This window comes from Bradyrhizobium sp. URHD0069, from assembly GCF_000701345.1.
In the GTDB taxonomy this organism is placed as follows: Bacteria; Pseudomonadota; Alphaproteobacteria; order Rhizobiales; family Xanthobacteraceae; genus Bradyrhizobium.
The window spans coordinates 10814-31642 of the sequence record NZ_JNIJ01000055.1 but is presented as its reverse complement, the minus strand read 5'-3'; the positions used below and the strand labels follow the sequence as shown (position 1 = coordinate 31642).

At 61.4% G+C, this 20829-nt stretch carries 19 protein-coding genes, 2 tRNA genes and 1 pseudogene; 11 read left to right on the top strand and 11 right to left on the bottom strand.

Going from position 1 to position 20829, the window contains the following annotated elements; genetic code table 11:
* Positions 1-414 (top strand): DDE-type integrase/transposase/recombinase (locus N554_RS0126715; protein ID WP_245283715.1); only part of this gene is annotated, 414 nt, incomplete at its 5' end.
* On the opposite strand, the gene N554_RS43170 is transcribed toward N554_RS0126715, so the two are convergent.
* Positions 303-536, bottom strand: coding sequence for a DUF6538 domain-containing protein (locus tag N554_RS43170; protein ID WP_371259525.1), 234 nt, complete (start codon positions 534-536; stop codon positions 303-305). The genes N554_RS0126715 and N554_RS43170 overlap by 112 nt on opposite strands.
* Positions 537-625: 89 nt before the next feature.
* Positions 626-717: transfer RNA gene (locus N554_RS40345), tRNA-Glu, on the bottom strand.
* A 249-nt stretch (positions 718-966) separates the two neighbouring features.
* Here N554_RS40345 and N554_RS38845 point away from each other — a divergent pair.
* The 4 genes and pseudogenes from N554_RS38845 to N554_RS0126695 form a co-directional block, all read left to right on the top strand.
* A pseudogene (locus N554_RS38845) lies at positions 967-1219 on the top strand (helix-turn-helix domain-containing protein); the annotation flags it as partial.
* 175 nt (positions 1220-1394) lie between these two features.
* Positions 1395-1778 carry a DUF3489 domain-containing protein gene (locus tag N554_RS0126705; RefSeq protein ID WP_029586300.1) on the top strand — a complete coding sequence of 128 codons (384 nt, stop codon included), beginning with the start codon at positions 1395-1397 and terminating at the stop codon, positions 1776-1778.
* Between the two features lie 3 nt (positions 1779-1781).
* On the top strand, positions 1782-2282 hold the full coding sequence (locus tag N554_RS0126700; protein WP_029586299.1) for a DUF2924 domain-containing protein: 501 nt from the start codon (positions 1782-1784) through the stop codon (positions 2280-2282).
* Positions 2279-3919: a recombinase family protein gene (locus N554_RS0126695; protein WP_029586298.1), complete on the top strand. Its 1641-nt coding sequence runs from the start codon at positions 2279-2281 to the stop codon at positions 3917-3919. Before N554_RS0126700 ends, N554_RS0126695 begins: the two co-directional genes overlap by 4 nt.
* A gap of 230 nt (positions 3920-4149) precedes the next feature.
* Here the strand turns inward: N554_RS0126695 and N554_RS0126690 are convergent.
* Together N554_RS0126690 and cpdR are read right to left on the bottom strand one after the other, a co-directional pair.
* A tRNA-Val gene (locus tag N554_RS0126690) sits at positions 4150-4224 on the bottom strand.
* 84 nt (positions 4225-4308) lie between these two features.
* Positions 4309-4668, bottom strand: coding sequence for a cell cycle two-component system response regulator CpdR (cpdR, locus tag N554_RS0126685; protein ID WP_029586297.1), 360 nt, complete (start codon positions 4666-4668; stop codon positions 4309-4311).
* A 301-nt stretch (positions 4669-4969) separates the two neighbouring features.
* On the opposite strand from cpdR, the gene N554_RS0126680 reads away from it, so the two are divergent.
* Positions 4970-5857: an N-formylglutamate amidohydrolase gene (locus N554_RS0126680; RefSeq protein ID WP_029586296.1), complete on the top strand. Its 888-nt coding sequence runs from the start codon at positions 4970-4972 to the stop codon at positions 5855-5857.
* Positions 5858-6454: 597 nt separating this feature from the next.
* Entirely contained in the window at positions 6455-7240 is a 786-nt protein-coding gene (gene hisN, locus N554_RS0126675) for a histidinol-phosphatase (RefSeq protein ID WP_029586295.1), read from the top strand.
* Positions 7241-7318: 78 nt separating this feature from the next.
* On the opposite strand, the gene N554_RS0126670 is transcribed toward hisN, so the two are convergent.
* The gene (locus N554_RS0126670) at positions 7319-8209 is read right to left on the bottom strand and encodes a LysR substrate-binding domain-containing protein (RefSeq protein WP_029586294.1); all 891 of its coding nucleotides are present in this window, start codon (positions 8207-8209) and stop codon (positions 7319-7321) included.
* A gap of 96 nt (positions 8210-8305) precedes the next feature.
* Between N554_RS0126670 and N554_RS0126665 the strand changes: the two genes are divergently transcribed.
* Entirely contained in the window at positions 8306-9058 is a 753-nt protein-coding gene (locus N554_RS0126665) for a sulfite exporter TauE/SafE family protein (RefSeq protein ID WP_029586293.1), read from the top strand.
* Positions 9059-9257: 199 nt separating this feature from the next.
* On the opposite strand, the gene N554_RS0126660 is transcribed toward N554_RS0126665, so the two are convergent.
* The 3 genes from N554_RS0126660 to N554_RS0126650 all read right to left on the bottom strand — a co-directional run bounded on the left by N554_RS0126660 (position 9258) and on the right by N554_RS0126650 (position 11439).
* Complete coding sequence (locus N554_RS0126660) at positions 9258-9761, bottom strand: DsrE family protein (RefSeq protein ID WP_029586292.1); 504 nt, start codon at positions 9759-9761, stop codon at positions 9258-9260.
* Between the two features lie 29 nt (positions 9762-9790).
* A complete protein-coding gene (locus N554_RS0126655; protein ID WP_245283714.1) occupies positions 9791-10342 on the bottom strand; it encodes a hypothetical protein in 552 nt (183 codons plus the stop codon).
* A 77-nt stretch (positions 10343-10419) separates the two neighbouring features.
* Positions 10420-11439, bottom strand: coding sequence for a TAXI family TRAP transporter solute-binding subunit (locus N554_RS0126650; RefSeq protein ID WP_029586290.1), 1020 nt, complete (start codon positions 11437-11439; stop codon positions 10420-10422).
* Between the two features lie 147 nt (positions 11440-11586).
* Between N554_RS0126650 and N554_RS0126645 the strand changes: the two genes are divergently transcribed.
* Entirely contained in the window at positions 11587-11937 is a 351-nt protein-coding gene (locus N554_RS0126645) for a hypothetical protein (protein WP_156042120.1), read from the top strand.
* Between the two features lie 519 nt (positions 11938-12456).
* On the opposite strand, the gene N554_RS0126635 is transcribed toward N554_RS0126645, so the two are convergent.
* Positions 12457-13095, bottom strand: a complete 639-nt coding sequence (locus N554_RS0126635; protein ID WP_029586288.1) for a LysE family translocator — start codon at positions 13093-13095, stop codon at positions 12457-12459.
* A gap of 25 nt (positions 13096-13120) precedes the next feature.
* Positions 13121-14068, bottom strand: coding sequence for an alpha/beta hydrolase (locus N554_RS0126630; RefSeq protein WP_029586287.1), 948 nt, complete (start codon positions 14066-14068; stop codon positions 13121-13123).
* Positions 14069-14296: 228 nt separating this feature from the next.
* Here N554_RS0126630 and N554_RS0126625 point away from each other — a divergent pair, with 228 nt between their 5' ends.
* On the top strand, positions 14297-14773 hold the full coding sequence (locus tag N554_RS0126625) for an Hsp20 family protein (protein WP_029586286.1): 477 nt from the start codon (positions 14297-14299) through the stop codon (positions 14771-14773).
* Between the two features lie 134 nt (positions 14774-14907).
* On the opposite strand, the gene N554_RS0126620 is transcribed toward N554_RS0126625, so the two are convergent.
* Positions 14908-15612 carry a PepSY domain-containing protein gene (locus tag N554_RS0126620; protein WP_029586285.1) on the bottom strand — a complete coding sequence of 235 codons (705 nt, stop codon included), beginning with the start codon at positions 15610-15612 and terminating at the stop codon, positions 14908-14910.
* Between the two features lie 458 nt (positions 15613-16070).
* Between N554_RS0126620 and gltB the strand changes: the two genes are divergently transcribed.
* Entirely contained in the window at positions 16071-20813 is a 4743-nt protein-coding gene (gltB, locus tag N554_RS0126610; protein ID WP_029586284.1) for a glutamate synthase large subunit, read from the top strand.
* The last annotated feature ends 16 nt before the right edge of the window (positions 20814-20829 follow it).

Sequence of the window (20829 nt, the reverse complement as noted above, 5' to 3'; positions counted from 1 at the left end):
CTCTATGTGGCAGCGGTCATCGACCTATTCTCGCGCCGGGTGGTTGGCTGGTCGATGAGCGCCGGCATGACAGCCCAACTCGTTGCGGACGCACTGCTGATGGCCGTGTGGCGGCGCGGCAAGCCGGATGCCCTGTTGCATCACTCGGACCAAGGCAGTCAGTACACCAGCGAGCAGTTCCAGCGGCTGATGGCCGACAGCGGCATTGTCTGCAGCATGAGCCGATCCGGCAATGTCTGGGACAACGCGGCGATGGAAAGCTTCTTCTCGTCGCTCAAGACCGAACGCACAGCTGGCAAAACCTATCGCACGAGAAACCAGGCCAGAGCAGTGCGGTCTATGTCGGCGAGCGCATGCGGGGCGCGCCGTGTGGCCTCGCGGCGGTCTTTCGTTGCCAACGACTTCTTCAGATAGACTTGGGTCGGCTTCTTGCCGCCAAGAATGCGCGCAACGGCGGCTTGGAGCTTCTCGGGAACTTTGCGCTGAACGCACCAAGTGCCTGCAGGGTTCTTGATCAGATACGGCATCGTATGCATCGAAAAGCTACCAGCGTTGCTACCAGTCGAGGGCAGACAAAGCCAGTATTTGTGCGATGTTCTTGAATTATCGGGGTTTCTTTTGCTGCTGGCGCTCCCTAGGGGAATTGAACCCCTGTTTCAGCCTTGAGAGGGCCGCCCCGCGCGGTGGCAGTGACGACCTCGAGCTCGTCATCGGGGTGCGGCGCCATGGGCGCATGAGTTTCAAGGATTCGATATTGCCGGCACCGCATCAATGGTGGCAGATTGAACCCCCGCGGGTCACCACTAGGGTCTACACCGTGGGTCTCCACCATCCGAATCCGGTGGATCGAGAAATGTCCGGTTTTATTGGGTTTTTCGCACACAGGGAGCGGCCTGACACATAGGTGACATTTCGTACCGGACACATGGGTTACACTTTTCGCTTTTTCGCAAGCGGGAGGTGTGGATACCGTGGAAAGCGAGTTCGGTGATGGAAGAACGCCTTCGCTTTTTCGCCCGCCTGCTGGACGGGGAGGCCATGACGGATGTCTGCCGGGAGTTCGGCGTCTCCCGCAAGACCGGTTACAAGATTTGCGACCGCTACCAGGAGCACGGGCTGGCGGCCCTGAGCGACCGTTCAAGGCGCCCGGTGCGCTACGCCAACCAGCTCCCGCAGCAGATCGAGAGCCTGATTGTCCGGCTCAAGGCCGAGACTCCCCTGCCCGCCAGCAACAAGATTGCTCAGAAAGCACTGGCAATCCTGGGCATAGGGAGCGTTACTGTGCACGTCATATTGGGCCGCTCGGCTCAGGGATTTTGCCCCGCCCGGCCCTTGGCCTCTGCGGGGCTGCGGTGGTGGGGCTGTTTGATGCCCTGCAACTGATGGAGATCCCGATGACAAAATCAAAGACCAAGCCTGCCGCTAAGCGGGCCGCTCGTAAACCAGGCGCAAGTCGACGTGTGACCGCCAAGCACAACGCGAACCGCCCGAGCCCAACACCAACAAAGTTGGTGAATTCAAATGGCTTGAAAGTCTCAGGCTCGGCGCGCGCCGACAGCAAGCAAGCGAAAGTGCTAGCGATGCTGCAGAGCTCTGACGGGACAACCATCAATGCGATCGTAAAAGCGACAGGGTGGCAGCAACATTCGGTCCGAGGCTTTCTCGCTGGCGTCGTTCGCAAGAAACTTAAGCTCAACCTGATTTCTGAACACAGGGAAAATGTCCGCGTTTACCGCATCGCGAAGGATGCCGCCGTCGCGACCAAGGCGGCAGTCTGACCGATGGCGAGACGGTTCTTAACCGACCGCCGTCACGACACGGCCTCGGTTGAGATCGAGATCGCGCGCCTGCGCGATCTCGATCTCAGAGCGCTGCGCCTGCGATGGCAGGGCGTCACCGGTCGCGCGGCGCCCACGCATGTGCCAAAACATCTGCTGTTTTCGATGCTGGCCTACCGTCTCCAGACCGATGCACTGGGCGAGCTGGACGCCACCTCGGTTCAGTTGCTCAAGCGAGCAGCATCTGCGTCTTCAACATCCGAGGTGACGCCTCTGACTGCCAGGCTGGACCAACGCAATCAAGAGCTTCTTCAAGGCGCCATTCTGACGCGGGAATGGAATGGAGAGGACCATCGGGTGATGGTGGTCGCGAATGGTTTTGCGTGGGAGGGCAAGACATACGGCAGTCTATCCAAAATCGCCTTCGCCATTACCGGGACCAAATGGAACGGTCCTCGGTTCTTCGGGCTCCGGACGGCCATTGGTGAACGGGCGGGATTGTGAGTTCCTCCGCAAACAGGTCTGTCCGATGCGCGATCTACACGCGTGTGTCGACGGACGCTGGGTTGGATCAGGAATTCAACTCCCTCGATGCTCAATATGATGCATCGCAAGCCTATATTCGCAGTCAGGCGCATGCCGGTTGGAGGTTAATCAAGTCCCGCTATGACGATGGTGGATTTTCGGGCGGATCGACGGACCGGCCGGCCCTTCAACAGTTGCTCGCCGACGTCAAAGCTCGAAGGATTAATGTCATCGTTGTCTACAAGGTCGACCGGCTGACGCGATCACTTGCGGATTTCGCCAAACTGGTCGAACTGTTCGATGCCCACGACGTCTCTTTTGTGTCGGTCACGCAACAATTCAACACCACGACATCGATGGGTCGGCTGACACTCAACGTCCTTCTGTCCTTCGCCCAGTTCGAGCGCGAGGTCACCGCCGAACGTATCAGAGACAAGATCGCCGCTTCCAAGGGCAAGGGGTTGTGGGTCGGAGGCATGGTCCCGCTTGGCTATGAACTCAAAGAAGGCAAGCTCTCCATTCGTGAAGAGGAAGCCAAGATCGTTCGCCGGATCTTCCAGGGTTACCTCGAACTTGGCAGCGTCAACAAGCTGGTGATCGATCTCCATAACGAAGGTTTGCGATCCAAAGTTCGGCATCTATCGACCGGCGCAACCCGTGGCGGCGTTCCGTTCACCCAAGGACCGTTGTTCTATCTGCTCCGCAACCGCTTCTATATCGGCGAGGTTGCCTTCAAGGGAGAGATCCTGCCGGGTCCGCAACCACCCCTGCTAGACCGTTCGCTGTTCGATGCCGTTCAGCTAAAGCTGACGGAGCAATGGTCGCACCGCACCACGAAACGGCAGCGATCGAAGGTTCTTCTGTCCGGCCTGCTTTATGATGACGCGGGCAACACAATGATTCCAACGCATGCCACAAAGAACCGTGTGCGGTATCGCTATTACATTTCCCGGCCGCTACAGCGCGGGCATTCCGACAAACCAATCGGCTCCGTTTCCCGTGTCTCAGCCGAAGACGTTGAAGTCGTGGTTGTAAAAGCCATTCGCCACCGCCTTCAGGCATCCGGCAATTGGTCATCCGAGATGTCTGATCACGAGGCCGTCGCAGCACACATCGCAAGGATTGAAGTTCAGTCCAAGCAACTTGCGATCCATATCAAAACACCAACCGCGAGCATGGAAAGTCAAAGTAAGACCGATCCGATCGACCGCGAGAACGCCGATCAAAATCATTGTCTGCCCGAACTGGTTCTGATTCCCTGGTCTAAACCGCCGGCCAGGAAATTCCGCGAGGTTATCCAGCCAGCAGCTTCAGCGCATCGGATCAAACCGATTCGTGCCGAGAGAAGGGCTGGACTTATCCGATCGATCGCACGCGGACGACGATGGCTCGACGAGATCGTGTCCGGCGCCGCGTCAATCGAAGCCATTGCCAGCAGGCAAGACTGCAGCATCCGTCAAATCAATCTGACCCTGTCGATGGCCTTCCTTGCACCATCCCTGGTCAAGGCGGCGATCGATGGTCGCCTCCCCCGCGGTATCGGCATCGCGGAACTGCGCGACGGACCAGCCGAATGGTCGCAGCAGGCGGCGCGGCTAGGGCTGCCTCACACCTGATCTGCAAGAAGCCGGATTTTACCGGTTCCTGCTTATTTCTAATCGGCGCCAGCTGGCCGCCCCATGTGAAAGTGCTGCCAGGAACGGGAATTTTCGGACCAGAGACTGAGGGCCAAAATGACCCGAGTTCACCCACAGAGACCGGGCTACCGAAAACTGCGACGAGAAATAGCCGCCAATTGCGGGCCTTTCTCGACAGTCTCCAAAAAAGTCGGAATTGCCCGACTGAATGGTGGGCGCGACAGGGATCGAACCTGTGACCCCCTCGATGTCAACGAGGTGCTCTCCCGCTGAGCTACGCGCCCTAAAGGTCGGTCGTGACGGGTGGGGTCCGTATATCGGCTCCGACGCGGGCAGGCAAGGACGCTTGGCCGGGTCTGGAGGGCGAATCAGGCCGCCAGCATCTTGTTCACTTCACTGACCAATTCGCGAAGATGGACCGGCTTGGACAGCACCTTGGCATTCTTCGGCGCTTCCGAATCCGAGTTCAGGGCGACGGCGGCAAAGCCGGTGATGAACATGATCTTGATGTCGGGATCGAGTTCCGAGGCGCGACGCGCCAGCTCGATGCCGTCCATCTCGGGCATCACGATATCGGTGACCAGCATCTCGAACGGTTCCTCGCGGAGCCGATGATAGGCCGACAGACCGTTGTCGTGGGATGAGACCTGGAAACCGGCGTTTTCCAGCGCCTTGACCAAGAAGCGGCGCATATCATTGTCGTCTTCGGCGAGGAGGATTTTATGCATGGCGGTTGGTCGTCGTATCCCGAATAGAGGTTTAATTCGCTTACTAAGCACGACAGACAGTAAATTTCGGGTGAAAGGTAACCGGGCGCGTCGGCTGTTCGCGGCGCTCTTTGTGGACCGGAACGCGTCTCGAATCAACGAAGGAGAGCATTTTCAGCGGGCTAGATACGTTCCAGCCGATTCAGCGCCTTTTTCGCTTGGCAGAACGATTGTGATTATCGACAATGCGTTCTCACAAAAACTCCGTTATTCTGGCACAAATGACAAGCCCCAGAGCGGATTCCTGAAACGGCGCCCGACGATGACCCAGCTTGACGGCGAACTGTCGCCTCCGTTCGAGATCGCAGAGCCGGCCGCGTGGCGGGGGCCGATCATCTTCAATTCACCGCACTCCGGCTCGGTCTATCCGAACGAATTCCTTAAGGCTTCGCGGATCGATTTGACCGCGCTGCGCCGCTCCGAAGATTCGTTCATGGATGAACTGATCGGCGGCTTGAGCGAGCGCGGTTTTCCGGTAGTCCGCGTCAACTTCCCCCGCTCCTATGTTGACGTCAACCGGGAGCCCTACGAACTTGACCCGCGCATGTTCTCGGGGCGATTGCCGAGTTTCGCCAACACGCGATCGATGCGGGTGGCCGGCGGTCTCGGCACCATCCCGCGCGTGGTCGGCGATGGCCAGGAGATCTATCGCGAGCGCCTCCGTGTCGACGACGCGCTGGCGAGGATCGAGGCACTGTACAAGCCCTATCACCGCGCGCTGCGCCGGCTGATCAACAAGGCACACCAGGCGTTCGGAACGGTGGTGGTGGTGGATTGCCATTCGATGCCTTCGATCGGCGTGTCGCGGGACGAGCCGCGGCGGCCCGATGTGGTGATCGGCGACCGCTACGGCACCAGCTGCGCGCCGCTGCTCCCCGACATGGTCGAGGAAACCATGAGCCGGCTTGGCTATTCGGTCGGACGTAACAAGCCCTATGCCGGCGGCTTCATCACCGAGCATTACGGCAATCCGGCATCGGGACTGCATACGATCCAACTCGAACTCAACCGCGCGATCTATATGGACGAGCGGCGGCGCGAACGCAGCGCACGGTTTGCGCAGGTGGTAGCCGATTTCGCCGCGTTGGCCGAGGCGCTGGCCGCCGTTCCGCTCGGCGACCTGGGGCCGTTCCAGGCTGCCGCGGAATAAAGCCTTTCGCCGGTTGGCTTCTCGTGATTCCGGGGCCACGCGCCAGCACGAACTCCGGTCGCGCCAGAACCTCGGGATTCAGGGTCTGTTCGTTTGGACCATCCTTGAATGACGGGCTTCAAAGCAGCAAAAAAGAAAAAAGGGCCGCTTGAGTAAACAAGCGGCCCAAGTCTAGGGAGGAAACGCCCAAGGAGGGCAGCGATAACGCAAAAGCGCTACCGCACCGCAACAATATGCGACCGCGCCGCACAAAACGCAAGGGCCTTTGAATCATTTTCCCATGCAAATTTGTAAGGACTGGTGGATTTGTAAGGACTGGCCTAAAACGAGCCAAGCAGTCTTTTTGCTTTAATTTCAAATACTTGATCTTTTTTGCGGGCGTTGAAAAAGTCGCGCCCTTTGAGCCATTGCCGGTGTGCTCTTGATCTCGTGATCCGCGCTGTCATCCAAGATTGCACCAATCAGCAAGCTGATTCGAATAGCCGAGAAATAGCGGGCGTCGGCGCCGAATTAGGCTCGCCGACCCGTGCGCAACTTGCCGGATTGGGCTAGGCAAGAGTTAAGACATTCTGCGCCGCTCCATCCCAGGGAATCGCCGTGACGGTCATCGATTTTACCGCCTTCATTGGCCGCCTCGCGACCGCTTCCGGGGAAACCATTTTGCCGTTCTTTCGGACCTCACTGAGCATCGATAATAAAAGCGGCGTTGCCCATGATTTCGATCCAGTGACCGAAGCCGACCGCGCGGCCGAAGCGGTAATGCGGCGGCTGATCAAGGCCCAGTTCCCCCAGCACGGCATTGTCGGCGAGGAATTCGGCAGCGAGCAGGAAGACGCCGAATACGTCTGGGTGCTCGATCCCATCGACGGCACCAAGTCCTTCATCGCGGGCTTTCCGATCTGGGGCACGCTGATCGCGCTTTTGCACAAGGGCACGTCGGTGTTCGGGATGATGCACCAACCCTTCATCGGCGAGCGCTTTTCCGGCGACAGCGGTTCGGCCCATTACCACGGGCCATCGGGCGAACGGAAACTGGCGGTGCGGCGCTGCGCATCGCTGCAGGATGCGACGATGTTCACCACCAGTCCGCTGTTGATGAACAAGGCCGATCGCGCCGCGTTCAACCAAGTCGAGGAAGCGGTGCGGCTGACGCGCTACGGCGGCGATTGCTATTCCTACTGCATGCTCGCCGCCGGACATCTCGATCTCGTGGTCGAGACCGAACTGAAGGCTTACGACATCGCCGCACTCATTCCGATCATCACCGGCGCCGGCGGCGTCGTGACCACCTGGGAGGGCAATCCCGCCCAGGGCGGCGGCCGCATCATCGCCGCAGGCGATCCCCGCGTGCATGAAGCCGCGATCAAGCTGCTCAACGGCTAGGCTAGCGTACGGAGCGAAGCGTTCATGATCGGCGACACGCCGGAGCGGTTCCGCGCCTTTGTTCGGGTTCTGACCACATTATCGCGCCGCCTTGCGTAGGTGCTCCACCAGTTGCTTCGCCGGTCGCGGCAGCGTGTTGAAGGTGCGGGCGCAGATCGCCAGCTTCCGGTTTGCCCAGGAGTCGCGGATCTTGATCGTCGCGATCGGCATGGATTGCGCGCAACGCTTTGCGGCTGCTTCCGGCACCACCGCAATGCCGACACCCGCCGCCACCATCTGGCAGATCGCATCGAAATCCCTCAAGCGCGCCCGAAACCGCAAACGCACGCCGAGCCGGGCGGCGTGTTTCGAAATATGGACCTGAAGCGCGGTCGAATTCGTCAGCCCGACGAAGTCGCGCTCAGCCAGCTCCTGAAAATCGATCTGGCGGCGGCCGGCGAATTCGCCGCGGCGCGCCACCACCAACATCAAGCGATCCTCGCTGAACAAGAATCGCTCGAAATTGTCCGGCAAGGCATGCTCGGCCGCAAAGCCGAGATCGGCGGCACCGGTGGCGATCGCAGCCGCAATATCGGTGCTTTCGCGTTCCTCGACATCGACGTTGATGTCGGGATGCTCCCGCAGGAATACCGCGAGCGCTTTCGGCAAATGCTCGGCCAATCCCGAGGTGTTGGCCAGCAAATGCACGCTGGCCCTGATCCCGCTGGCGTAAGCCGCGAGGTCGCCGCGCATCGCGTCGACATTGTGAATGATGGTTCGGGCATGCTCGAGCAGGCTTTCGCCCGCCGCGGTCAATTCAATGCCGCGGCGGCCGCGGTTCAACAGCGCGACGCCAAGCGCCGCTTCCAGGCCCTTGATCCTCGCGCTGGCGGACGCCAGCGCGAGATGGGCGCGCTGCGCACCGCGGGTGATGCTGCGCGACTCAGCCACCGCGATAAACAGCTGGAGGTCAACCAGGTCGAAACGCATGGCGACTCCCGTTATCATCTGCATTCGTCATAGCCGAAGGCTCGCTTTAACGATCTGGAGATTGTGCTGCTGACGCCGATCGGTCAATCTGATCGAATGTTCGAACCTCTCCTGCTTCTCGTCGCCTCCGTGTTCCTGCTCGCGGGTTTCATCAAAGGTGCGATCGGGCTCGGCCTGCCGACGGTGTCGATGGGCCTGCTCGCCGTCGCCATGCAGCCATCGCACGCGCTCGCCATCATGATCGTGCCCGCGATCGTCACCAACATCTGGCAGACCTTTGTCGGCCCTTACCTGCGCGACATCATGCGGCGGCTGTGGCCGTTGATGGCGGGCACGGTGGTCGGCGTCTGGCTGAACGCCGACATGTTGACCGGCCCCTATGCGCGCTACGGCACCATCGTTCTCGGGGTGTTGCTGGTGATCTATGCGATCATCGGATTGAGCAAGTTCAAGCTCCGCGTCGCGAGGTCAGATGAGAAATGGATCGGCGGCATCGTCGGCCTGATCACCGGGGTGGTTTGCGCCGCAACCGGGGTGCAGGTCATCCCTTCGATGCCGTTCATGCAGGCGATCGGCATGGAGAAGGATGAACTGGTACAGGCGCTCGGGGTGTTTTTCACGGTCGCGACGGTGGCGCTTGCCTTCAATCTGACCAGCGCAGGCCTGCTGAACGCATCGACCGCGCTGCCGGGCGCAGTCGCGATGGCGGCCGCCTTCGCCGGCATGTTTATCGGACAGGCGGTGCGCTCGCGGATGAGGCCTGAAGTCTTCCACCGCTGGTTTCTGATTTCAATGATCCTGCTCGGGCTCTATCTCGCAGGCAGTTCGATTTATAATGTGTTGGCGTAGTGGCCGCTGTCATCAACACGTAAAAGATTGTCATCCCCCGCGAAGAAGGCGCGCGATCCAGTACGCCGTACCCGTACTCCGCAACTCACCTTGAATCACGCTAATCCCGCCATTCTGTAAGATGCTTGTTCTTCGGTCGGTGACGCAGCATCCTCCCGCCTTGAAACCAAGCAGTTACCCGCTTTCCGATTGCGGTGCGTCAGGGTCTAACGTACGTCCAGCCCTGTTCCTGCAGCTCCATTACGCGCACAACGCCGGACTTCACCATTGTCGCCTCCGGAATCAGAGGAATGTCTTTGTCCTCGGACTTGCGCATATTTTCCTGAGTATTGCCGCAGGCTTTGAAGGAGATTGCTGGCGTGCTCGCCGCAATCGCCTTGATCCGCGACTTGACCGGTGAGGTGTCGTCGCGCAGCATATGCAGGCCGGGACCGAACGTGACGACCTCGATCGCCACTTTCTCGCCGAGGTCCTTGTAGTATTGCGCGACGTTGGTCGCATTGTTGAGCGCGAGATTCATCATCGCAGGTTCGTTTGTATTCACCTGCAAGATAAGGCGGTGCAGCTTCTTGTCAGCAGCGGGCCGCTTCGAGATCTGCTCCGGTGTTTGCTTCTTCTCCGGCGCCGCCGCCGATGGCGGCGCGACCACGAGCAGCGCTACGATGCCCACCGCCGCTCTAACAGCGTTTTCAAGCCTTACCATCATGCATCTCCCATAATAGTTCATGACCATTAGTTGCGCGGCCTTGCGACGGCGTGTGGCCATTTGCACGCCGCGGCTAGCTTCTCTCGCACCATCTTCAGTCCGCCGAGAAGAAAATGTCCGTCTTGGACGGCACCAGTTCGGGTGGAGAGACGGACGGCGATGTCGCCCTCTTCGGGGAGCGACTGCAACAAGCGTACGACGTCGCCCGTGAACGCAGCGCCAGTTCCAAACGATGGCGAGCCTGCCGCAAGTTGCACGGGCCGATCGTCATCAATGCGATAGGATATGGCGTAATCCTTGCCGCTGTGGGAGACGCCCGGTCCTACGACCACCAGTTCAGTGCGGCCACCGCGGCAGTGAATGGAGAGTTGCATCGATGAACCATCCGAGCCGCCGCGAGAAAACGTGGTGGCGGTGACGATCGGCGCGTAGTCCACCGGCGAGGTGGTCTCGCTGACAACCCAGTTGTCGCCTCCCGGCGCCGCGTGAGCCGGCGGCGCGATGCTACGCGACAGCTTTTCCAGACATTCTAACCGCGCTGCACGCTCCAACAGGGAGCAGGCGCGAAGCTGCGCCATCGGATCGCTCGCGCCTTCTGCAAAAACGACTCTGCTCGCAACCCCAAATGCGACAGATAAGGGGATCGCAGCGGTCTTCATGGCGACGCCCGCGCCCTGCGCGCCTGACTATCCAGCCATTCCTGCGCAGCGGAAAAGCGGGCGAGTCCGGGGACGGTCGCGGTGAGATTGATCGACTTCCATTTCGGGTCGAAGCCCGGCGCCTGCAGCCTGTCGATCCGGGAAAACAGGTAATCGGTGAAGCGGGCGACGCGCTGATAGCGGTTCGATTTCACCGGCCAATTGAAAGCGACTAGAACAGTCGGTACCGCGATCGTCGACACGCGTTCGCCTTGCTTGATCAGATTGGGATATTCGCTCGCCCCTAACTCTGCGGGAAGATAGTAGTCCTCGAACTTGCTTTCGTAGTTTACTGGAAGGAACTTGAAGCCAGGCTCCCAGCGTCCGCGCACGAAAGCGTCAACCGGCTTCGACGTGATGAAAAGGACGGCCGCCATCTCGCCTTTGCGCATCTGCTCCAGCGCGACCTGATGCGGGATAAAGGTCTTTTCTACATTGATGCCGAGACGGCTGAAAATCAGCGGCCCTGAATAGGCGGCGGCCGTGCCCATGGTGTTGAAGTTCACCTTCTTGCCAACGAGATCCTGCAGGCTCTCAATCTCCGGCCGAACGAAGATATGAAGCTCCGACGGGAAGAGATTGAGCAGGTAGGTGATGCGACGCTGGATCTCCGGTACCTGAATCTTGTACTCTTCGAGCGCGTCGGAATTGATGATCGCCATGTCGACGCCACGAAGGTAGAGGAGCGAATTCAAGTTCTCCGTGGCACCTCTCGTGACGATCGGCAGGACATGCATATTCGGCCCATCGTCGACAACGCGGGCGATCTCCGCAGCAAGACGGATAGGCGCACCCTCAAGCAAGCCACCGGCGAGGCCGACCGTCCAGGCGTTCATCTTCTCTTTTTCGCTCGTGGGCGTAGAGGGGCGTTGTGGCTGGCGCGCCTGTGCATCCACGTTGCCAGGCCGAAGCGCCAGAATGACCGGAGCCAATACCGCGAGCACGAACAATAAGCGTGAGCTAAAAACCGTATTCATCCAAGAGCTCCCTCTTGCGCGCCAATTCCGACTTCCCAGCCACTGACCACGACCGCAAGGTCCGATGCGTGAATGCCAAAAGCGTCATCCCCTCACTGATCCAACGCGTCCAATCGATCCTTCGCCTTCTGAATTCCGCGGGCATGAGTGCGGCGCTATCTAAGCGCGATGCCGAGAGCCGAAGTCACATCAAAGCAAGCTATCTTCCCGCTGGCTCAGCAGATGCTGCAGCCGGGTTTCAGCGCTGCCGCGATCGCCGCTAAGCGCCACGTCAAGAGCAAGGCTTCGTTCGAGCCGGAGACGCTGTTTGGCAGCGCCTTGGACGTGACGCGGCGGGCTGGCAACCCAATGACGGCCCGTCCGGTCGCCCATACCCTAATACCCCACAAGGTTCCGCAAGCCACTCGCAAGCAAGCGATAGACCCTCAGGCTGCTATCCGTGCCGCCCTGCGGAAGCGCAACGGCGGGGTGGCTGGCGACGGCGCCTCGGCGCGATGACGATTGGACAAAACCGCCAATCAAAGCGGTCTGACTTTGCCAATCTTTCACTTCCTGCAGGGCAGCAAGCCCGCGAAGGCCAATCGCCAGCTGTCTTAAGTCATTTCGATCGCGGCCGATTGGCAGCTTGCGCGCTCGCAGGAGTGTATCAATGGCCTGCCTTCTGAGAGGTGAAACAGCCGTGGCTGCCTGATGCTTCATCTGACTAACTCGTGACTAACTCAGCTCTGCACGGGCATCTAAGGCGAGCAGAGGTGCGGTGACTTGCGATTCGGCAAGTTCTGCCGCTTTGCTGAGCAGCAAATACGTCGAGGTTCCCCAGCATCGGTTTTGTCAACTTACGCGGAGCGTGTCCCGGCAGCACTCGAAATCCGGGAGCAAACGCTGAGCGAAACTGTGGTCGTGGCCGTCCCGTCAATTAGCTTGACGGATTTGCCACTTCGCGCGGTGTCTGACTTGAGTGCGTGATGCGCTCCAAAATAGCCAAGCGTTACTCATATTCCATGAGTATCGCCTTGATCAGCGCGTCTGAAGCATGGCGACGCGGGCGCCGAGATAGAGGAACAGCCCGCCCAGAGCGCGGTTGATCCAGAGCATGGCTGGACCGGATTGCCTGACGCGGCCGGCAGCCCTGGCGGCGAAGGCGGCCACGCCGACGCACCAGAGCGTGCCGTTGAAAACGAAAATCAGGCCGAGCAGCACGAATGCGGCAGCCCTGTGCGGCGAATCGGACGCCACGAATTGCGGCAGGAAGGCGAGAAAGAACAGCGCCACTTTCGGGTTGAGCGCGTTGGTCAGTGCGCCTTGCCAGAACACCCCGCGCAGCGAAATCGCACCGCTTCCGGCCGCCGCATCTTCTGTTGGCGCACGGGGGCGTGACAGCAGCATTCTCGCGCCCACGAAGCAGAGATAGGCCGCGCCGGCCCATTTCACAAAGGTGAACGCGGCCGATGACGCTGCGAGCAGCGCCGAGAAACCTATCGCCGCGCCGAACACGTGAACAAGGCAACCGATGCCGATGCCAAGCGCCGCAGCCACACCGCCGCGCCATCCCAGCTGCACGCTGCGGCCGACTATGTATGCCGTGTCGGGCCCCGGCGTGACGTTGAGCAGCAGACCGGAGATGATGAAGAGCCAGAGTTCCTGAATACCGAGCATGGGTTCTCCAAAATGGCCGGCCTGATCACTTAAACAGCGGCGTGCCCGGCACGAAGGCATCGAACGCCGCCCAGAATTGCGCGCGATAGCGGTCCTGCTCCTGCAGAATTTCATGTTTCGAGCCGGCGATCACGAGATGCGAGCCGGCGCGCAGATGATAGGCGAACTCCTCGATCGCTGATGTCGAGACGATGGTATCGTTGCTGGCCGCCAGCATCAGGATCGGTTGACGAATTTTCGAGGGGTAGTCCGAGGCGCGGAAACCGCGCATCGCCCTGAACGCCGTATCGGCCCAGGCCACCGTCGGCGCGCCGATGCCGAGCGTCGGATCTTCTTCGAGAATCGCAGCGTTGCGGGCATAGCGTACGGGATCGCTGGTCAGCGGATTGCTGATGAACGAATCGGTGCCGATCAACGCGCCGGTGCCCCCGGGAATGTAGCGGCCGCCCTGGCCCGCGAGCCGCAGCAGGCGCAACAACGCGCGGGCCGGAAACGCGGTGCGATGGCCGGGAAGATCGATCATCGGCGCCGACAGCACCATGCGGTCGAACCAGCGCTTGCCGGCATGCGCGAGGCGCAGCATCACCGCGCCACCCATCGAATGCGCCAGCGCGAAATGCGGCGGCGGGCAATCCGGCAGCACCACCTGCTGCACGAAGGTTTCGACGTCCACTTCGAAGTCGGAAAAGTCGCGGACATATCCCTTGCGCGGATCGCGCAGCCGCCGCGACGAGTGGCCCTGCCCGCGCCAGTCGATCATCGCCACCGCGAAACCGCGGTCGCGCAAATCGCGCACCGTCTCGAAATATTTTTCGATCTGCTCGCCGCGGCCGGTGAAGACGCAGACCGTGCCCTTGCGGTTGGCTGGCGGCGCCCAGCGCGCGAAGCGCAATTCCGCGCCATCCGGCGTCTTGATGGTGCCGCTGACGACGTTCTCCGGAACCGGATTCGCGGGGATCGAGACGAGCGTCATGGGCAGCGGACCGGATAGGTAAGAAGGGCTGAAGATCAAGGGCGGGAGCGCCAAAAAAGGCAGACTTCTCCGCCTCTTGAACGCCATCTCGCTCCTCCCATATCACCTTTTGTACAGGCCGCTACCAGTGTTTCGGAAAACCGGACCACAAGGCTGCACTTAAGACGAAAGCCCGGCCCGATGGCGGGCGGGTTTTACTTCAACAGTCGCTCAATGGAGGACTACCCTATGCGTACTTACGACCTTACCCCGTTTTATCGTTCCACCGTCGGCTTCGACCGCTTCTTTTCGCTGCTCGACCGCGCTGCCGCAGACGGCAGCCCCGGCTATCCGCCCTACAACATCGAGCGCACCGGCGAGAACACCTACCGCATCAGCGTCGCGGTTTCCGGCTTCTCGCAGCGCGAGCTTTCGATCGTCGCGAAGGAAAATACGCTGACGATCAAGGGCGAGAAGTCAGCCAATGAAAACGTCAACGACAAGTCCGAGGTGCTGTATCGTGGCATCGCGGCGCGGGCCTTCGAACGCGCCTTCCAGCTTGCCGATTTCGTGGTGGTGAAAAACGCCTCGCTCGAGAACGGTCTGCTCCACATCGATCTCGTTCGCGAGATCCCGGAGGCCAAGAAGCCCCGCAGCATTCCGATCTCAACGACCGCCCAGGCGCCGCAGGTGGTCGACGGCTCGCCCGAGAAAGCCGCCGCGTAACGCGCTTTCTATCGCTGAATGCGAAAACGCTCCGGGAAAACCGGGGCGTTTTTGTTGTGCCGACTACACCAACCGGGCTCGCTCGTTTCCCTCGCGCCCGGCAATGACGGTCGGTGTAATTCCGCCGGCCTTTCCTACTCCAGCCCCTGCACCTCCGGCATCCCTTGCGTCGGCTGAATCTGCGGGGCGGCGGGTTTTGCTTCGACCACTGCAGGCGGAGCAGCTTGCGGGACAGTTTGCGCATCGGCCGGTTTTGGCGGCTCCGCCGCGGCCGACTGCTGCGCCGGCTGCACGGCAGCGGGCTTGGCCGCCAGCGGCTTCGCTTCACCGGGGCGCGGCGGCGACGGTCTTGGCACGGGCACTGACGGCGTGCGGCTCGCGACCTGCGGGACCGACGCCGGCGGCCGCAACGGCCCGACGCCGCTGACCGGCGGCAGCGGCCCCATCGGACCATAAATTGCTGTCAAATCCTTGTTGGAATTGCCGCCCATCCGATACGCCGGCATGAAGCGGATGATCCGGCCGGTGCGGGCGTCGATCACCAGTCGGCCGTCGCCGCCGCCGCGATCGATCACCGAAATCGTATAGACGGGGCCGCGCTGCCGCGGAATTCCGAGAGGCAAAAATCCGCTCTCGCGGACGACCGCGTAGACCTCCTGTGGCGGCAGCAAGATCGGTCCGTAGCGGGGCGCCGGGACTTCCGGCGGCATCGCCGCATAAGAGCCCTCGACATTGTATGGCGAACGTCCGATTTCGTATGGCGCCGAGCCTTGCGCATTTGCGGCCGCGGCGGTGAGAACCAGTCCGGCCGACACAACGCATCCTGTGAACAAGTTCATTTGCCGATCCCTCCTGCAACGCCCCCACGCCCGGAGCGTTTTCGCTCTTTGACCCGGCCGCAACCTTGTCGCTGAATCCGGCGGTCCTTTGGCCGGATCGCGGCGCGTTGCCTCAAATCCGAAACGGCGCGGCCCCGGTTACCGCAGGGGCCTGATGCAGCAGCCAACCGGCGACTTTCAGGCGCTTGTATGATAGAAAAAAATTTGGCATGGTCGGAGTTAGGACAGCATAGCTGTCTCAATTGCGGCGGCAAACCCGGCACAGGGTTGCAATGATAGTCTGGCGCCCGGTCGCCGGGAAATAAGGGCAAGGCCGTTCATCGGGGACGTTGAACGCCCAGCCTGAATTTACGAAATTGCGGCTCGCGGAGGACGAGCGGTGGCCCGGTGGGTGCCGCAAACGCCCAAGGTGCGCCGACCACGACGGTGAGGCCTTAGCCTTATTGAGAGGACTTGAGATGAACGGGTCGGAGTGCGAGCGCGAAAGCATCGTCACGAATGCGCTGTCGGCGGCCTCGGCCTCGAAACCGGCGCAGCCTCTGCACGAGGGTCGCGAGCACGACTGGCGCCCGCCCGCGGAGGGTCTCTACGATCCCTCGCTGGAGAAGGATTCCTGCGGCGTCGGCTTCATCGCCAATATCAAGGGCAAGAAGTCGCATCAGATCGTGTCCGACGCGCTTAACATTCTCTGCAATCTCGAGCATCGCGGCGCGGTCGGCGCCGACCCGCGCGCCGGCGACGGCGCGGGCATTCTGGTGCAGATTCCGCACGCGTTCTTCGCACGCAAAACCAAGGCGCTCGGCTTCACGCTGCCGCAGCCCGGCAACTACGCGGTCGGCGCGCTGTTCATGCCGAAGGAGACGGCGTGGCGCAAAGTCATCAAGAGCATCATCGCCGACCAGATCAAGGAGGAGCAGTTGACGCTGCTCGGCTGGCGCGAGGTGCCGGTCGACAACTCCTCGCTCGGTGAAACGGTCAAGCCGACCGAGCCCGCGCATATGCAGGTGTTCATCGGCCGCGGCGCGCATAGCAAGACCGAAGACGAATTCGAGCGCCGGCTCTATATCCTTCGCAAATCGATTTCGCAGGCGATCTATCAGCGCCGCGACCGCGGCCTTGCCGGCTATTACCCGGTGTCGCTGTCGTGCCGGACCGTGGTCTACAAGGGCATGTTCCTCGCCGATCAGCTCGGCAAATATTATCCCGATCTGGCGGAAGCCGATTTCGAGAGCGCGCTGGCGCTGGTCCATCAGCGCTTTTCGACCAACACTTTCCCGACCTGGTCGCTGGCGCATCCGTACCGGATGATCGCGCACAACGGCGAGATCAATACGCTGCGCGGCAACGTCAACTGGATGGCGGCCCGCCAGGCCTCGGTTCATTCGCAATTATACGGCAAGGACATCAGCAGGTTGTGGCCGATCTCCTATGAGGGCCAGTCCGACACCGCCTGTTTCGACAATGCGCTCGAATTCCTGGTGCAGGGCGGCTACTCGCTGCCGCATGCCGTAATGATGATGATTCCGGAAGCCTGGGCCGGCAATCCGCTGATGGATGAAGAGCGCCGCTCGTTCTACGAGTATCACGCCGCGCTGATGGAGCCGTGGGACGGCCCCGCCGCGATTGCGTTCACCGACGGCCGCCAGATCGGCGCCACGCTCGACCGCAATGGCTTACGCCCGGCGCGCTATCTCGTGACCAGCGACGACCGTATCGTGATGGCGTCCGAAATGGGCGTGCTGAAGATCCCCGAGGAGCACATCGTTACCAAGTGGCGGCTGCAGCCCGGCAAGATGCTGCTGGTCGACCTCGAACAGGGCCGTCTCATTCCCGACGACGAGATCAAGGCGTCGCTGGCGAAGAGCCATCCTTATCGCAAGTGGCTCGACGGCACGCAGATCGTGCTGGAGGAATTGCCCGACGCCCCGATCAAGGGCATGCGCTCGAACCTGCCACTGTTGGATCGGCAGCAGGCGTTCGGCTACACGCAGGAAGACATCACCATCCTGATGACGCCGATGGCGTCCACCGGCGAAGAGGCCAACGGCTCGATGGGCAACGACACGCCGATCTCGGCGCTGTCGGACAAGCCGAAGCAGCTCTTTACTTACTTCAAGCAGAACTTCGCGCAGGTCACCAATCCGCCGATCGATCCGATCCGCGAAGAACTGGTCATGAGTCTGGTCTCGATCATCGGGCCGCGGCCGAACCTGTTCGATCTGCAGGGCATGGCCGGCACCAAGCGCCTCGAAGTGCGCCAGCCGATCCTGACCGATGCGGATCTCGAAAAGATCCGCTCGATCTCTGATCTCGCGGACACCCATTTCAAATCGCGGACGCTCGACACCACGTTCCATGCCGGCTTGGGCGCGGCGGGGCTCGAGCAGGTGCTGGACGAATTGTGCGCGCGTGCGGAAGCCGCGGTCCGCGAAGGCGACAACATCATCATCCTGTCCGATCGCATGGCCGGCTCGGACCGGGTTCCGATACCCTCGCTGCTCGCCTGCGCCGCCGTGCATCATCATTTGATCCGCACCGGCTTGCGCACCTCGGTTGGGCTCGTCGTCGAGTCCGGCGAACCGCGCGAGGTGCATCACTTCGCATGTTTGGCCGGCTACGGCGCCGAAGCGATCAACCCCTATCTGGCGTTCGAGACGATCATTTCGATGAAGGACCGCCTGCCGTCCGCGCTCGACGACTATGAAATCGTCAAGCGCTACATCAAGTCGATCGGCAAGGGCCTGTTGAAGGTAATGTCGAAGATGGGCATCTCGACTTACCAGTCCTATTGCGGCGCGCAGATTTTCGACGCCGTCGGGCTGAAGGCGGATTTCGTCTCAAAGTATTTCGTCGGCACCCATACCCGCATCGAAGGCGTGGGGCTGGCCGAGATCGCCGAAGAAACCGTGCGGCGCCACACCGACGCGTTCGGCGATTCACTTCTCTACAAGACCGCGCTCGATGTCGGCGGCGAATATGCCTACCGCACCCGCGGCGAGGATCACGCCTGGACCGCCGAGTCGGTATCGACGCTGCAGCACGCCGTGCGCGGCAATTCGCTGGAGCGCTACAAGGCCTTCGCGAAAATCCTCAACGAGCAGTCCGAGCGGCTGTTGACCTTGCGTGGCCTGTTCAAGATCAAGTCCGCCGAGGACGAGAAGCGCAAGCCCGTGCCGCTCGACCAGGTCGAACCGGCCAAGGAAATCGTCAAGCGCTTCGCCACCGGCGCGATGTCGTTCGGTTCGATCTCGCGCGAGGCGCACACGACGTTGGCGATCGCCATGAACCGGATCGGCGGCAAGTCCAATACCGGCGAAGGCGGCGAGGAGAGCGACCGCTTCAAGCCGATGCCGAATGGCGATTCAATGCGCTCGGCGATCAAGCAGGTCGCGTCGGGGCGGTTCGGCGTCACCACCGAATATCTCGTCAATGCCGACATGATGCAGATCAAGATGGCGCAGGGCGCGAAGCCCGGCGAAGGCGGACAATTGCCCGGCCACAAGGTCGACGCCGTCATTGCGCGGGTGCGGCATTCGACGCCCGGCGTCGGCCTGATCTCGCCGCCGCCGCACCACGACATCTATTCGATCGAAGACCTGGCGCAGCTGATCTACGACCTCAAGAACGTCAATCCTGATGGCCAGGTGTCGGTGAAGCTCGTCTCCGAAATCGGCGTCGGCACGGTTGCCGCCGGCGTCGCCAAGGCGCGCGCCGACCACGTCACCATCGCGGGCTTCGAGGGCGGCACCGGTGCGTCCCCCTTAACCTCGATCAAGCACGCAGGCTCGCCTTGGGAAATCGGCTTGGCCGAAACCCACCAGACGTTGGTGCGCGAGCGGCTGCGCAGCCGTATCGTGGTGCAGGTCGACGGCGGCTTCCGCACCGGACGCGACGTCGTGATCGGCGCTCTCCTGGGGGCCGACGAATTCGGCTTCGCCACCGCGCCCTTGATCGCGGCCGGCTGCATCATGATGCGCAAGTGCCACCTCAATACCTGCCCGGTCGGCGTTGCGACCCAGGATCCGGTGCTGCGCAAGCGCTTCACCGGCCAGCCCGAGCACGTCATCAATTATTTCTTCTTCGTCGCCGAGGAAGTCCGCGAGATCATGGCCGCGCTCGGCTATCGCACCTTCAACGAGATGGTGGGTCAGACCCAGATGCTCGACCAGTCGACGCTGGTGGCGCACTGGAAGGCCAAGGGGCTGGATTTCTCGAAATTGTTCGTGCGCCAGAAGGAACTGCCCGGCCAGAAGATCTATCACGCGGAGGCCCAGAACCATCATCTGGAGGCCGTACTCGACCGCACGTTGATCGAAAAGGCTCAGACGGCGCTCGACCGCGGCGCGCCGGTCAAGATCGATACGGAGATCAACAACACCGACCGCAGCGCCGGCGCGATGCTGTCAGGCAGCGTGGCGAAAATCTACGGCCATGCTGGACTGCCGCACGACACCATCCAGGTGAGCTTCAAGGGCACCGCCGGTCAGGCGTTCGGCGCATGGCTGGCGCGTGGCGTCACCTTCGATCTCGAAGGCGAAGGCAACGACTATGTCGGCAAGGGCCTGTCCGGCGGCCGCATCATCGTCAAGCCGCCGCGCAACTCGGGCATTGTGCCGGAGGAATCCATCATCGTCGGCAACACCGTGCTGTATGGCGCGATCGAGGGCGAATGCTATTTCCGCGGCATCGCCGGCGAACGCTTTGCGGTGCGGAACTCCGGCGCGATCGCAGTGGTCGAAGGCGCCGGCGATCATTGCTGCGAATACATGACCGGCGGCATCGTCGTGGTGCTCGGCAAGACCGGGCGCAACTTCGCGGCCGGCATGTCCGGCGGCGTCGCCTATGTGCTGGACGAGGCCGGCGACTTCCCGAAACTCTGCAACATGGCGATGGTCGAACTCGAGCCGGTGTTGTCGGAAGAGATGATCAACCAGAACGCCTATCACTCGACCGGCGATCTCGAAGCGCACGGCCGGGTCGATGTGTTCACCAATCTCCTGGAGTCAGACATCGAGCGGCTGTACATCCTGATCACGCGCCACGCCAAGCTGACGGGCTCCAAGCGCGCCGCCGACATTCTGGCGAACTGGAAAGCCTGGCTGCCGAAATTCCGCAAGGTGATGCCGGTGGAATACCGCCGCGCGCTGAAGGAATTGAAGGCCAACGCCGACGCCGAGCCGAAAATCGCGATCGGGGCTTAGACCATAAGGGATTCTG